Origin of the sequence: Rhodococcus sp. 05-2255-3B1, assembly GCF_002258545.1 — a bacterium.
In the GTDB taxonomy this organism is placed as follows: Bacteria; Actinomycetota; Actinomycetes; order Mycobacteriales; family Mycobacteriaceae; genus Rhodococcoides.
This window is the reverse complement of the sequence record NZ_NOZC01000003.1, coordinates 128941-142980: the sequence shown is the minus strand read 5'-3', so window position 1 is coordinate 142980 and position 14040 is coordinate 128941. Positions and strand designations below refer to the sequence as shown.

Annotated in this window: 10 protein-coding genes, 1 tRNA gene and 1 pseudogene; 10 read left to right on the top strand and 2 right to left on the bottom strand. The window is 62.8% G+C overall.

Annotated features, from left to right (window positions below; translation table 11 throughout):
- The first annotated feature begins 923 nt into the window (after positions 1–923).
- The 7 genes and pseudogenes from CH249_RS01220 to CH249_RS28660 form a co-directional block, all read left to right on the top strand.
- Complete coding sequence (locus CH249_RS01220) at positions 924–3137, top strand: type IV secretory system conjugative DNA transfer family protein (protein WP_179273110.1); 2214 nt, start codon at positions 924–926, stop codon at positions 3135–3137.
- Positions 3134–4171 carry a replication-relaxation family protein gene (locus CH249_RS01215; protein ID WP_094682583.1) on the top strand — a complete coding sequence of 346 codons (1038 nt, stop codon included), beginning with the start codon at positions 3134–3136 and terminating at the stop codon, positions 4169–4171. Before CH249_RS01220 ends, CH249_RS01215 begins: the two co-directional genes overlap by 4 nt.
- Positions 4168–4764, top strand: a complete 597-nt coding sequence (locus tag CH249_RS01210; protein ID WP_256987999.1) for an MT-A70 family methyltransferase — start codon at positions 4168–4170, stop codon at positions 4762–4764. The genes CH249_RS01215 and CH249_RS01210 overlap by 4 nt, the downstream gene beginning before the upstream one ends.
- A gap of 87 nt (positions 4765–4851) precedes the next feature.
- Positions 4852–5181, top strand: a complete 330-nt coding sequence (locus CH249_RS01205; RefSeq protein ID WP_094682581.1) for a hypothetical protein — start codon at positions 4852–4854, stop codon at positions 5179–5181.
- A 244-nt stretch (positions 5182–5425) separates the two neighbouring features.
- On the top strand, positions 5426–5812 hold the full coding sequence (locus CH249_RS01200) for a helix-turn-helix domain-containing protein (RefSeq protein WP_094682580.1): 387 nt from the start codon (positions 5426–5428) through the stop codon (positions 5810–5812).
- Positions 5813–5864: 52 nt separating this feature from the next.
- Positions 5865–6518 (top strand): ImmA/IrrE family metallo-endopeptidase, encoded by a 654-nt coding sequence (locus CH249_RS01195; RefSeq protein ID WP_094682579.1) that lies wholly within the window; start codon positions 5865–5867, stop codon positions 6516–6518.
- A pseudogene (locus tag CH249_RS28660) lies at positions 6515–7597 on the top strand (recombinase family protein); the annotation flags it as partial. The gene CH249_RS01195 and the pseudogene CH249_RS28660, both read left to right, overlap by 4 nt.
- A 616-nt stretch (positions 7598–8213) precedes the next feature.
- Here the strand turns inward: CH249_RS28660 and CH249_RS01185 are convergent.
- Positions 8214–8289: transfer RNA gene (locus CH249_RS01185), tRNA-Arg, on the bottom strand.
- Between the two features lie 145 nt (positions 8290–8434).
- Here CH249_RS01185 and CH249_RS01180 point away from each other — a divergent pair.
- Together CH249_RS01180 and CH249_RS01175 are read left to right on the top strand one after the other, a co-directional pair.
- Complete coding sequence (locus CH249_RS01180; protein ID WP_094682711.1) at positions 8435–9592, top strand: XdhC family protein; 1158 nt, start codon at positions 8435–8437, stop codon at positions 9590–9592.
- A 44-nt stretch (positions 9593–9636) separates the two neighbouring features.
- Complete coding sequence (locus CH249_RS01175; RefSeq protein WP_179273112.1) at positions 9637–11700, top strand: cytochrome c oxidase assembly protein; 2064 nt, start codon at positions 9637–9639, stop codon at positions 11698–11700.
- A gap of 12 nt (positions 11701–11712) precedes the next feature.
- Here the strand turns inward: CH249_RS01175 and CH249_RS01170 are convergent, their stop codons facing one another.
- Positions 11713–12138, bottom strand: coding sequence for a MarR family winged helix-turn-helix transcriptional regulator (locus CH249_RS01170; RefSeq protein ID WP_254924271.1), 426 nt, complete (start codon positions 12136–12138; stop codon positions 11713–11715).
- 146 nt (positions 12139–12284) lie between these two features.
- Here CH249_RS01170 and CH249_RS01165 point away from each other — a divergent pair, with 146 nt between their 5' ends.
- Positions 12285–14033, top strand: a complete 1749-nt coding sequence (locus CH249_RS01165) for an ABC transporter ATP-binding protein (RefSeq protein ID WP_094682578.1) — start codon at positions 12285–12287, stop codon at positions 14031–14033.
- The last annotated feature ends 7 nt before the right edge of the window (positions 14034–14040 follow it).

Here is a 14040-nt window from a genome sequence, read left to right as displayed (position 1 = left end):
GTCCGGCTGGGGGCGTTCGCAGCGCCCTCAGCCGGACCGCGTGGACAAAATGCAGCACCCACAGAACCCCACGGCAATGAAGAACTGAAAGGAACACACATGCCCACCTGGCAGTTTAGTCAGCAGACTGCTTCCCAGTCAGGCTTCGACGGCAGATGGCTTGCTGTTCATCCTGCTGGGCCGCCTGTCGACGCAGTTGTCGAGCCTGACGGTCCGGTAGTCCCTGTCGGCTTCCGCATATGCGCATGGTTTGGATGCACTGGCGGCGCACGGTTGATCTGCGCACGAAGCGCTCGGAGCAGTGATGAGCGGTAGCAATCCGAAATCGTGGCTCGATCAACTGATCGGTGCGGCATTCGCGATCCTCATCGCGGCTATCGCGCTGTACTGCGCAGTCGCACTTATCCAGTCAATTCTGCCGTTTCTTCTCATCGCAATTGGCATCCTTACAGTCGCTGGAACTATCGTATTCGTTGTGATTCTCACATCACGAAATGGATGGTAATTTTCAGCCAATTCTCAACCGAAAGACCCGCTGCGGTCGGTGTTGTGAAATTGTCATATGTCGTTGTTTGTTGCATGAAAGCAATGCATAGTAAACCTATCGCCGTTGCTTCAAAGCAATGGGAACGGCCGAAAAGGCTGAAAATACAAAACTAATGCTAAACGAAATGGAGGACAGCTATGTCGAAAACACGTCGAGTAAATCATCGTCGGGGGAGCCGTGGCACCAGAAAAGCCGACCGGCACCTCACCGTCACGTCGGAACGACGTAACCCTCCGGATCTCCGCAAACTGAGTCGTGCCGTCATTGCACTCGCCATGGCGGACATGGCCAGCGAAGTGCCGATGGGATCGGAGACGGCCGCTGGTCATGCGCCGCTCAGTACCAGCAACGCAGGCAAGTCCGAGGAGGGTCGATCATGAGCCTTGACCTCGCCACCGAACAGCTGACGCCGAACTCGATGGTCTGGCAGCAAGTGTTCTTTCCCCACCCGCTCACCGCAGCTGCGGCAACGTCCATTCTTCGGCAATGGTCGGCGGAACGGCATGCGCCACAATTGGTTCTTGAGGTACGCGCTGATGATCGCGGCGTCGAATACGTTGTCGGGAGTCAACTTCGGCACGCGTCCCGAGTTCGTCGCTCGATCGAACAGCTCGCGCCCGGAGCGGTCGTGACCGGGTTCGAGCCGGGTGATCGAAATGACGTCGCAACAGCTCGGCGTATGACCTTGACCAGTCGCAACCACCCGCTCGAACCGAGCGACCAGCCGGCCTCCAGTCGTGCCATCCTCCACGCCATGACGGCCGTGAAGCGCGGCGAGGAGCTCGTGCTGCAGCTGACACTCGGCCCGCGTCGACGCCCCAGCGCGCCGTCCAGCTCGGCAGCTCGCTCCGGGCAGTCCTACGTCAGCCAAGTACTCAGCGGCACCCAGCGTGAGCGCCCAGATGCCCGGCAGGCCATAGTCCGCAAGCTCGGCCAGCACGGCTTCGCTGCAACGCTGCGTATCGGGGCTCGGGCCACAGCGCCGGAGCGGCGGAAAACGCTGTTGCTGTCGTTGGCGTCGTCACTGAGCACGGTCGAGTCTCCAGGCGTTCACTTTCGCCTCCGCCGCGACGATGCGACAAAGCTGAACCGTCCCCGCTCGACGTGGTCGCTATTCACACGATCAGTTGATCTGTCCGTGCTAGAGGTAATGGTTCTGTCCGGCTGGCCAGTCTCCGACCGAGACGATCCATTTCCTGGGCAACCTCCCCGCCACCCAAAACCCGTCCGGCCAACTGACGCCGTACGGGCAGGAGAGCGCATCGTCGCCACCGCCAATGCTCCGGGCGCAGGATCGGACACGATCGGCTACAGCGTGACCGATGCCATGCGGCACAGTTGGATCATCGGACCCAACGGGGTTGGCAAGAGCACCCTGCTCCTGAACTTGGTCGTCCAGGACCTCGATGCTGGCCGACCTGTGGTGGTGATTGAGCCTAAGGACCTCGTCACCGACATCCTTAGTCGGATCCCGAAACACCGTCATCGCGACGTGGTGGTGCTCGATCCGCTCGACGCCGCACCCGTCGGCGTCAACATGCTGAGTCATGGCGTCAACGGCCGCTCGGACGGACGCAGTCCGGAGTTAGTCGCCGACTCAGTGTTCGGGACGCTCCACGCTCTGTACGGCGACAGTCTCGGACCCCGCTCGGCCGACATCCTCCGCAACTGTCTCTCCGTGCTCGCTCGCCGCGACGATGCATCGTTAGTGATGGTGCCGTTGCTGTTGATGAATCCTGGCTTCCGCCGCTCGGTCACTCAGCACGCGATGCGCGACGATCCGTATTCGGCCGGACCGTTCTGGCAGTGGTTCGACTCGCTTTCACCGGATGCTGCCGCGACGGTTGTGGCTCCACTCTCCAACAAGTTGCGGCCCCTCCTCACCCCACACATGCGGGCCGTACTCGCCCAGCGGCAACCTCGGTTCACGATGCGTCAGGTGCTACGGGAGGGGAAGGTGCTCCTCGTTCCTCTTCAGAAGGGCGTGATTGGACCCGATGCCGCCCAGCTTCTGGGAGCGCTGGTCGTCGCGGAGCTCTGGCAAGCGATTCGTGAACGCGCGTCGATCCCCGAGTCGGATCGCGATCCCGTGATGATCTACATCGATGAGGTGCAGGACTATCTGAAGCTTCCGACGGATCTCGGCGATGTTCTCGCGACCGCACGGAGCCTACGAGCCGGCCTTCACCTGGCGCACCAGTTCGAGGCGCAGCTGCCCAAACCAATGCTCGATGCGGTGCGCAACAATGCGCGATCACGAATCGCCTTCCAGTTGCAGGCCAGCGATGCCCGCGACATGGCCGCCGGACAGTCGGTCTTGGCGTCAGAAGACTTCACGTCGCTTCCGGCTCACCACGTCTACGCCAGCCTGATCCGCGATAACTCATCCCAGCCGTGGGCGTCAGGTACGACACTGCCACCGCCTCCGAAGATCAGCGATCCGGACAAAATCCGGGCGCTCAGCCGCGAGCAGTACGGCCAGCCGCTCGACGAGATCGAAGCCGGGTTTGCCGACTTACTCGATACGAACCGAATGGAGTCCAACGGACAAACTAGTGCCCAGCACGGGCGGAAAGTGAGGCGCTCATGATGACTCCTGCAGATCCAACATCACCGCATCTCCGCGACGAAACAGCAATTCACGCAGAACAACCGGATGTTGCAGTCGGTGTTCCGTCCGGGTCGGCAAGTCCTCCTGTGTCTGTGCCGGTCAGTGCGCATTCTGTCGTGTTACGGGAGGGGACTGATGCTGCCAATGCTGGCAGCACCACCGGCGCGGCGGCAACCAACCAGCCGAAGCGGCGGCGAACACGAAACCTCGCTGAGACAGCAGACCGGCTGTCGGACCGTGACTGGCAGATACTGCGGTCGGTGTCGGCCCATCGGTTTCTCACGACCGCCCAGATCGCCCGATTGCACTTCGCGGACCACTCAACGGCATCCGGCCCGACCCTTGCGCGACGAGTGCTTGGTCGCCTTAGGGACCGTCGATTAGTGGCAACTCTGGAACGCCGTGTCGGCGGGGTCCGGGCGGGGAGTGCTGGGTTGGTGTACTACGTCGATGTCGTCGGTGACCGTATTCTCCGTCGGGAAGCAGAGCGGCCGTCGAGGCGGCGATTTACGGAACCGAGCCCGACGTTTCTGCGGCACACGCTCGCCTTGGCCGACACCCATGTTTCACTCGTCGAGGCCGAGCGTCGGAACGAATGTCAGCTCGTGCGTCTCGACGTCGAACCAGCCTCGTGGCGTAAGCATCTGGGGCTCGGCGGCGCGCAGCTCGTACTGAAGCCTGACCTGTACCTCGAAACCGCAGTGGATGCTGCAAGCCCGTACATCAACAGCTGGTTCTTGGAGGTGGACTTAGGGACAGAACACCTGCCTGCCTTGATCCGGAAATCGCGTGACTACGACGCCTACTACCGGTCCGGAACAGAGCAGGCGGGCAGCGGATCGTTTCCGCTCGTGGTCTGGATGATGAGCGCGCGTGACTCGTCGACCACGGACAGGCGTATCGCCGCGCTTCGGAAGGCCATCGATGATGATGACCGGCTCGACGGCACCCTGTTTCGCGTCGTTCGGCCGGAACAACTGATGACCCTTATTCGGGGCGGAGGTCAGCGATGATGGCGCGCCACGGAGGCGAACGGGAGGACTATGCCACAGGGCGGCAGCGGACCAAGTATCGGGCGATCCTGGCCGATCCGCCTTGGGACGTCCATCAGAAGGGTGCACGGGGCGCCTCGCGCCACTACTCGCTGATGGACCTTGACCAGATCAAGCAAATGCCCGTGGCGGATCTAGCTGAGGACGATGCGCACCTGTGGCTATGGGTAACCAACGCCACGCTCCGCGACGGATACGACGTTATGGAGGCGTGGGGATTCACACCGCGCTCGCCACTGACGTGGATCAAGCCACGTATCCAGCTCGGTAACTATCTCCGAAATGCCACCGAACATCTGCTGTTCGGAACGCGCGGCAAGGCCCCGGTGAAGTTCCGATCGCAGCCGACATGGATGTTCGCACCGGTACAGGATCACTCCCACAAGCCGGAAGAGCAGTACGCCGTCATCGAACGGGTCAGTGGTGGACCGTACCTGGAACTGTTCGCCCGGAGGGCACAGCCAGGATGGGACGCCTGGGGGAATGAGATTGACTCGAACGTCACGATTCCCGGCTATCCGGTCCCGTCCGATCGGGTCGAATCCCCGCCGTAGCGAGCGCTGGTCGCTTCGTCGGTGTCATGCGGCCGTACCCGTCAACGCACTTCGCGCTGACCGGCCGCACAGCACCGAGGAGGCGCTATGTCCAACCCTGAAAGCAACCTCAAGACACTTGCTATCCGTCTCAAGCCTGAAGTCCATGCCCAGCTGAGCTTCATCGCCCAGCTGCGCGGACAGACGATTAACGATGAAGGGCTGCTCGCCGTCGCAGCGCACATTGCACAAGCGAAGGCGGATCCAGCGCTACTTGCCAAGGCTGACGAAGCTCGACAAGAAATCGAGCGCGATGCGGCTGTGAGACGCGACGCGATTGCGAGCATGTTCGATGCAAGCACAACTGATGTCGCTAACGAAACGCGCACAGCGCGCCCACGGCGAACGCCGAAAGGGGAAGGGGCAGCGCCCGACTGACAGATCGTCAGACCGGCGCAGAATACCGCCGGCCGGGTCGGTGGATAGAGCGGCCTAGTGCCACTATCCGCCGCCCGGACCGGCTAACCCACCGGGTGGTAGTGCACGAAGTGCCGCACGGGTAAGGAAGAAAAAGGTTCAAACCATTGATTTTCAGCGGGTTTGGTGTTGTAGAAAAGTCGAAGTTCATTGCATTGGTGCAATAGGCAGAGTTATTATCGAAATACGAACGGAGACAATAGAAATGACACCTAAGCAACTCAATGATCTTACGAAGGTCCTCAGGGAGAGGCGAGAGTCCCTCGCCTGGTCGGCCAACGAAGTCGCGCGGCGAGTGGGGATTAGCAACACAACGTATTGGCGCATCGAAGACGGTCAGATTGCGAGCCCAAAAGCTGAGACCCTCCAGGCGATCGGTGAGGTCCTTGGTATTTCAGCCGGAGACTTGTTCGCAAGTGCTGGATGGATACCCAAGAAAGAGCTGCCGACCCTCAGACCGTACCTGCGCATGAAGTACGACCTGCCGCCTGAGGCGATGCGTGAGATCGAGGCGCAATTCGATGAGATTGCCAAGAAGCACGGCATCAGCTTCGACGAAACGAGCGGTCCTCTCAATGGGGAAGACGAGTGACCCAGTAGATAAAGCAATACAGCGACACCCGAACCAGGGGGAGGAGGAGATAATGACAGATCGAAACCAATTACAGACGCATAGTGTTCTCGCACACCTGCGCTCAGTCATCCCGCGACGCAGCGACGTGACGCATGACGAGGCGCTCCGCATCGCCGAACTGCAGGCAAACAAACTACTCGCCGCACACGGCGTCATCAACGGTGCAACGCCAACCGAGATCATCAGCGAACTGCCGAAAATCGAGATTTCGTACACGGGCAGTCTCATTGCCGGAGCCAGCTACTGGGACACGGCACGGGGCACGTGGGTGATTCTCCTGAATCGCGCCGACTCGTTGCCGCGTCAGCGCTTCACGCTCGCGCATGAGTACAAACACATCATCGATCACGGTCGCAGTCGTGATTTGTACCGCGGAAGCAAGGTCGTCTCTGCCTCAACGCAAATCGAACGGATAGCTGACTATTTCGCAGGTTGCCTGTTGATACCCCGCCGCGCGTTGAAGGGAGCTTGGGGATCCGGCATGCAACGAACGGACGATCTCGCAGCGCACTTCGAGGTGAGCGCACTGGCCATCGCAGTGCGACTTCGCCAGACGGGGTTAGTCGATGTTCCCCAACGGTTTCGCAACCACACAACAATAGGAAGTTGCGATGCCGGGGAGAAGAACACGGTAAGTGCGCGAGCGAGGGAGTTCACATCGTGACCACCAATCAGGCGACGACAGAACCTGCTGACGCGCACCCGGCGAAGAGCGCGGTTTCCTACCTACGCGTCTCGACCAAGGAGCAGGCCGAACGCGACGGCGACCCCGAGGGGTACTCGTTGCCTGCTCAGCGAGAAGCGAACAGGCGCAAAGCGGCAGCGAAAGAAGCTGTCATCGTGGAGGAGTTTGTTGAGCGTGGAGAGTCGGCAAAATCGGCCAAGTCGCGTCCTGAACTCCAGAGATTGTTGGGATATCTGAAGACCCATACTGTTGATTACGTCATCGTGCATAAGGTCGATCGTTTGGCACGGAATCGTCTCGACGACGCTCAGATCCACTGGGCGATCAAGCAGGCTGGAGCAGAATTGGTGTCCGCCTCAGAGAATATTGACGAGACACCGTCGGGAATGCTCCTCCACGGCATCATGAGTTCGATCGCTGAGTTCTACAGCCAGAACCTCGCATTTGAGGTGAACAAGGGCATGGAGCAAAAGGCTCGCACAGGTGGCACGCCAGGGCGAGCTCCTCTGGGGTATCAGAACGTTCAGGTAATCAATGATGACGGGGCTCAGGTGCGCACAGTTGTCGTCGATCCGGAGCGAGCGCCGCACATCACCTGGGCATTCTCGGCTTACGCGACGGGAGACTGGACGCTCAAGTCGATGGCGTCCGAGCTCGAACATCGCGGTCTGACCACCCGACCGACGCCGAAGAGTCCTGCGAGACCGATCAAATACAACAGCCTGTACAGAATTCTGACTACGCCGTATTACAAGGGCGACGTCGTGTACCGCGGCGCGCAGTACCCGGGTCGACACCAGCCACTGATCGACGAAGTTACCTGGGACAAAGTCCAGGACGTGCTGTCTTCTCATGCAACCGGTGAGAAGCAGCGCGAACATCCGCACTACCTGAAGTCATCGGTCTACTGCGGCAATTGCGGCAGCCGACTGATAATCACGAACTCCAAAAACCGCTCCGGGACGGTGTACCCGTACTTTATTTGCTTGGGGCGTCATCAGAAGACGACTGACTGTCAGATGAAAGCAGTGCTCATCTCGGTCGTAGAGGAGTTGGTGGAGAAGCACTACCTCACCGTCCGGCTCGATCCAGAGCTTGCTGAACAAATCCGGTCGTTGGTACGGGACGACGTAGCGACATACCGGTCTGGCGTCGACCGGGAGCGGAGTGACCTGACCAAGCAGAAGGTTCGGCTAGAGTCGGAGCGGATGCGGCTTCTGCAAGCGCACTATGCAGGAGCTGTGCCGATTGATCTTCTGAAACAGGAGCAGGACCGGATCGCACACAGCCTCTCGGGCATCGAATCTCGGCTGTCAGCCGCAAACATCCAGTCCAACGCATTCGACAGCGCCGTCGAGAGAGCCTTGCAGTACGCAGTAAATGCCGAGCGGGCATACCGGGCTGCGGCGACCAAAGGTGGCGGAAGGCAGGCGAGGCGGTTGCTCAATCAGGCGTTCTTCAAGAGTATCTTCGTGCATGAGCACTATGTGACTGTCGAGTGGGCTGAGCCATTTGACACCATTATGAGTGCTGACATCGCAGCTGCGGCAATGCGGCACTCTCGTGGCCAGCGGAACCCTGCACTCGAAGCAGACGATGTCCCGCCATCGGTGCTGACCAGCGAAGACATAGAAAAACCTGCGCCTTGCGGCGCAGGTTTGAATGTGACTGCTCTGGTGCCCCCGGCAGGATTCGAACCTGCGACCAAGGGATTAGAAGGCCCTTGCTCTATCCCCTGAGCTACGGAGGCTGGCGCGTGCGGGGTGGACCCGCTCGAGCACGGTTGACGAGTGTACCTTTCCGCCCGTGCCGTCGAAGCAGGCACGGGGCGAGCTGGCATCCTGAGGGAAGCCGGTGTTCTCGGAATCCTTCCGACCTGTGCCGAAGGAGGTTCGATGCACGACATCTTGGACGACGTACTGCACAGCTGGCAGTCCGGCGACGTGGCCGCGGTCGCGACGGTGGTTCGCACCTTCGACTCGGCTCCGCGTCCGGTCGGTGCGTCGATGGTCGTCGGTTCGGACGGTGCCGTTGCCGGATCGGTCTCGGGCGGTTGTGTCGAGGGTGCGGTGTACGACCTCGCACAGGACGTGATGGATTGCGGCGCGCCCGTTCTCACGCGATACGGGATATCCGACGACGACGCTTTTGCCGTCGGACTCACCTGCGGCGGAACGCTCGACGTCTTCGTGCAGCGGATCTCTCGGCACACGTTTCCCGAATTCGAGGCTCTCGTCGCGGACGTTCGCGGCAACGTGCCCGTGGCAGTGGCCACCGTCGTCGCACACTCCGATCCGGAACGGCTCGGCCGAAGGATCGTCGTCGGAGAATCGGGCACCCGTGGCTCGCTGGGCAGCGCGCGGGCCGACGCCGCCGTGGCCGACGATGCGAAAGGGCTTCTCGCCGCGGGTCGTTCGGCTGTTCTGACCTACGGCCCCGACGGTCAGCGACGAGGGGAGGGGATGGAGGTGTTCGTCTCGAGCCACGCTCCGCCGCCGCGGATGCTGGTGTTCGGAGCCATCGACTTCGCCGCCGCGGTGGCGCAGCAGGGCGCATTTCTCGGCTACCGCGTCACCGTCTGCGACGCACGGGCAGTCTTCGCGACCCCGCAGCGGTTCCCCGCCGCCGAGCAGGTCGTGGTCGCGTGGCCGCACGACTATCTGTCCGAGCAGTTCGCGGCGGGAGAGGTGGACGAACGCACTGTCGTCTGTGTGTTGACGCACGACCCCAAGTTCGACGTGCCGCTGCTCGAAGTGGCGTTGCGCATCCCCTCTCTGGCGTTCGTCGGCGCGATGGGATCACGCCGTACCCACGACGACCGCACGGCTCGGTTGCGTGCGGCGGGTCTGACAGAGACCGAACTCACTCGTCTGGCCAGTCCGATCGGGCTCGACCTCGGGGCGCGGACGCCGCAGGAGACAGCGGTATCGATCGCCGCGGAGATCATCGCCCACCGTTGGGGCGGTACCGGTGAACCGCTGCGCGCCCGACGCGGACGCATCCACCACGACGCGACCGAGGCCGTGAGCACGGGCAAGTACGACGCTGTGTAGGACTCGCGTTTCGACTACCGCCGATCACCTCTTACTCTGGTGGTATGGCAACACCGGATCTCGAGAAGACCGAACCCTCGACCGCCGAATTGCAGGCGGACGATGTCCGGGCGGATGTGGATCCGCGTTCGGCCACGACCACGGTGTTCGTCACCGCGGGCGTCATCGCGGGTGTGGTTGCCGCACTCATCGTGATGCTCTCCGCGTCCGACGCCCTGGTGTTGCTCGGAATACCGGACCCGGGCCCGGCCACGACCTACGGTCTACCTGCCCTACGGGCGATAGGCGAGATCGCCGCCGTCATCGCCATCGGATCGTTCCTGCTGGCCGCGTTCCTCGTACCGCCGCAGAAGAACGGCGTGCTCGACGTCGACGGGTACCGCGCCGTGCGGACCGGTTCGGTCGCCTCGATCGTCTGGGCCGTCTGCGCGTTGCTTCTCGTGCCGCTGACACTCTCCGACACCTCGGGGCAGCCCTTCACCGAAGCCATCAAGCCGGCGAACCTGTGGGTCGCACTGGACCAGGTGGAGATCGCCAGCGCCTGGCGTTGGACCGCCATCATGGCCGTTGTGCTCGCCATCGCGTCGCGCACGGTGTTGCGGTGGGCCTGGACTCCCGCACTGCTCGGGTTCTCCCTGGCGACGCTGCTGCCGATCGCGCTGAGCGGCCACTCCTCGGCGGGCGGATCGCACGACATCGCCACCAACAGCTTGATCCTGCACCTCGGAGCCGCGTCGCTGTGGGCGGGCGGACTGTTCGCGCTGCTGGCACACGTTCGCAGGCACGGTGCGCATGCCGATGTCGCGGCTCGCCGATTCTCCACGATCGCCGGAGTCTGTTTCGTGGTGATGGGCATCAGTGGCGTCATCAACGCGTTGGTTCGCGTATCGATCTCCGACCTGTTCACCACCACCTACGGCCTGCTGATCGTGGGCAAGATCGTGGCCCTGATCGTGCTGGGAGGTTTCGGCTGGATGCAGCGTCGCCGCGCACTACCGGCCCTGGTCGCCGATCCCTCGGCCCGCGGGCCGCTGCTTCGCTTCGCCGGAGCCGAGGTACTGGTCCTCGCGGCGACCATCGGACTGGCCGTCGGGCTCGGCCGCACACCGCCTCCCGCCGAGATCGACCCCGATCTCACGCCGACCGAGGCTGCACTCGGATACGACCTCAGCGGCCCGCCGACGTTCGCGCGAATGGCGCTGGACTGGCGCTTCGATCTGATCTTCGGTACCGCTGCCATCGTCATGGCCGTGGTGTATCTGATCGGCGTTCGTCGACTGCGGCTGCGCGGCGACGCGTGGCCCGTCGGCCGTACCGTGGCGTGGGTCCTGGGCTGCCTGACGCTTCTGATCAGCACGTCCTCGGGAATCGGTCGCTACTCCACGGCCGTGTTCAGCGTGCACATGACCGGTCACATGATGCTCTCGATGCTGGCACCGGTCCTCCTCGCGCTCGGTGGTGCGTTGACGCTGGCATTGCGGGTGCTGCCCGCGGCGGGCAAGGACGGCGTTCCCGGGATTCGTGAATGGCTGTTGCTCGGACTGCACAGTCGAATCTCGCAGTTCCTGACCCATCCGCTCGTCGCCTCGCTGATCTTCGTCGGCGGCTTCTACGTCCTCTATCTCGGTGGCATCTTCGGAGCGGTACTGGACAGTCACGGCGCGCACCTGCTGATGAACCTGCACTTCGTGCTCAGCGGTTACCTGTTCTACTGGACCGTCATCGGTGTCGATCCGTCTCCGCGCAAGATCGCTCCGGTCACCAAACTCGCAGTCGTGTTCGGTTCGCTGCCGTTCCATGCCTTCTTCGGAGTGGCACTGATGAGTATGAACACCGTGATGGGTGCCTGGTTCTACCGGACGCTCGGGCTGGATTGGAACTCCGATCTGCTCGGGGATCAGAAGCTCGGCGGCGGTATCGCCTGGGCCACCGGCGAGGTTCCGCTGGTGCTCGTCATGCTGGCGCTGCTGATCCAGTGGTCCCGCAGCGACGATCGGGATGCCAGGCGTGGTGACCGCGCCGCCGAGCGCGATCACGATGCCGATCTGGCCGCGCACAATGCGATGTTCGCCGAGCTCGCTCGACGCGATCGAACCGGCGAGCGCTGATCGGCCTTCGGGTCAGTCCGTCTCGGCGATCTTGCTCAACAGTCGGTTCAGCTCGACGCGTTCCGCGGGCTCCAGGCCGTCGAACATGTCCGAGGACACCTGACGGCGTGCGTCGTCGATCCGGTCCAGCAGCGCACGGCCGGTGTCGGTCAGCTCGACCAGGACGGCTCGCCGATCGCTCGGATCCTGTTGCCGCGTCACCAGATGCGCCGCCTCGAGCGAGTCGACGATGTCGGTGGCCGACCGCGCCACGATCCGCAGGTGTTCGGCCAAATCGCGTAGTCGCACGGACTCGGGCTCGCGCGCCAACACGTGCAGGGCTCGGCTCTGCGAAGGATTGAGGCCGAACGGTTCCAACGCAGCCATGTGGCTGCGTCGGATGCGCCGCGCAACGGCCATGAACGAATCGCTCAGGTTGGGCGAGTGTCCGGTTTCCATGCAACGGATCATAGCGACGGTTGCCGGCTACCTCATAGTGAGGTAGCCTCTGCATATCACTTCGGTGACCCCGCACTTCAGCTACCACGGAGGTCTACTTGGAAAGCCGACCCGAACGTTCTCTCCTCGCGTCCGATCCAGCACCCGTGCGCCGAGTCCTGGCTCTGTTCACGCCCTACCGCCGCAAGATCGCCGCCGTCAGCGCGATCATCGTCGTCAGCGCGATCATCGCGCTCGCGTCCCCCTTGCTTCTTCGCGAACTCCTCGATCATGCGATACCCGACCGCGACGTCACGCTCGTCAGCTTCATCGCACTCGGCATGATCGCAGTTGCAGTCGCCACCAACACTCTCGGCGTCGTACAGACCTGGATGTCCAACGGCGTCGGTCAACGACTCATGCACGATCTTCGCGTCCAGGTCTACTCGCACCTGCAACGCCAATCCCTCGGGTTCTTCGCGCGCACCCGCACCGGCGAGGTCCAATCACGTATCGCCAACGACATCGGCGGCATGCAATCGGTGGTCACCAACACCGCCACGTCCATCGCGCAGAACGCCACGACCGTTGCCGCGACGGTGGTCGCACTCTTCCTGCTGGACTGGAAGCTCGCCACGTTCTCGTTGATCATCCTGCCGGTCTTCGTCCGCGTCGCCCGCCGCATCGGCGACGAGCGGCGCAAGATCTCCACGAAACGACAGAAGTTGCTCGGCGACCTGTCGGTGCAGATCGAGGAATCACTGTCGGTCAGCGGCATTCTGCTGGGCAAGACCACCGGTTCCGCCCAGGCTCTGACCGACAAGTTCGCCGCCCGGTCCCACGAGGTCGCGGGCGTCGAACTCGCGGCGATGATGGCCGGAAAATGGCGAATGGCCACCATCCAGATCAGCTTCGCCGTCATGCCTGCACTGGTGTACTGGTTCGCCGGCATCACCATCGGGCAGGGGAGCGCGCTGACGATCGGCACCCTCGTCGCGTTCACCGCTCTGCAGACCCAGTTGTTCCGGCCCACCATGCAGTTGCTCAACACCGGTGTCGAGGTACAGGCCTCGCTCGCCCTGTTCGGTCGCGTGTTCGAGTACCTCGATCTACCGATCGACGTGGCCGAGCCCGCCCACCCGGTGGCACTGCCCCGGGAGACCGTCCGCGGCGACGTCGCATTCCGCGGTGTCGACTTCACCTACGCCGCGGCAACGGTTCCGACCTTGAGCGTTATCGACCTCGCGGTCCCGGCCGGAAGCACTCTCGCCCTGGTCGGTGCCACCGGATCCGGTAAGACGACCCTGGGCTATCTCGTTGCGCGGCTACACGATCCGACGGCCGGAACGGTGACCATCGACGGCATCGATCTGCGGGAGCTCGCGTCGGAGACGATCGCGGACCTGGTCGGCGTCGTCTCCCAGGAGACGTACCTGTTCCACGCCACCATTCGAGAGAACCTGCGATTCGCCAAACCCGACGCCACCGACGAGGAGATCGTCGCGGCGGCTCGCACGGCGCAGATCCACGACTTCATCGACGGCCTCGACGACGGCTACGACACCATGGTCGGCGAGCGCGGGTACCGCTTCTCGGGCGGTGAGAAGCAGCGCATCGCGATCGCCAGAACGGTGCTGCGCAACCCGCCGATCCTGGTGCTCGACGAAGCGACCAGTGCTCTGGACAATCGCACCGAACGCGCAGTGCAAACCGCGCTCGACGGCCTGATGGAGGGGCGAACGACCATCCTCATCGCGCATCGACTGTCCACGGTGCGCTCCGCGGACCGCATCGCAGTACTCGACCACGGCGTCGTTCGCGAGGTCGGAACCCACGATTCGCTGCTCGAGAACGACGGCATGTACGCCCAATTGGTCCGTGCCGCAGACGATGTCGTGGACAGTGTGGCTGCATGAGAGTGAC

Bases quoted from the DNA above. Each gene is read 5' to 3' on its own strand.
- CH249_RS01205 (WP_094682581.1), top strand. From the start codon at position 4,852: ATGTCCAACCCTGAAAGCAACCTCAAGACACTTGCTATCCGTCTCAAG.
- CH249_RS01195 (WP_094682579.1), top strand. From the start codon at position 5,865: ATGACAGATCGAAACCAATTACAGACGCATAGTGTTCTCGCACACCTG.
- CH249_RS01210 (WP_256987999.1), top strand. From the start codon at position 4,168: ATGATGGCGCGCCACGGAGGCGAACGGGAGGACTATGCCACAGGGCGG.
- CH249_RS01200 (WP_094682580.1), top strand. From the start codon at position 5,426: ATGACACCTAAGCAACTCAATGATCTTACGAAGGTCCTCAGGGAGAGG.
- CH249_RS01170 (WP_254924271.1), bottom strand. From the start codon at position 12,138: ATGGAAACCGGACACTCGCCCAACCTGAGCGATTCGTTCATGGCCGTT.
- CH249_RS01220 (WP_179273110.1), top strand. From the start codon at position 924: ATGAGCCTTGACCTCGCCACCGAACAGCTGACGCCGAACTCGATGGTC.
- CH249_RS01175 (WP_179273112.1), top strand. From the start codon at position 9,637: ATGGCAACACCGGATCTCGAGAAGACCGAACCCTCGACCGCCGAATTG.
- CH249_RS01180 (WP_094682711.1), top strand. From the start codon at position 8,435: ATGCACGACATCTTGGACGACGTACTGCACAGCTGGCAGTCCGGCGAC.
- CH249_RS01215 (WP_094682583.1), top strand. From the start codon at position 3,134: ATGATGACTCCTGCAGATCCAACATCACCGCATCTCCGCGACGAAACA.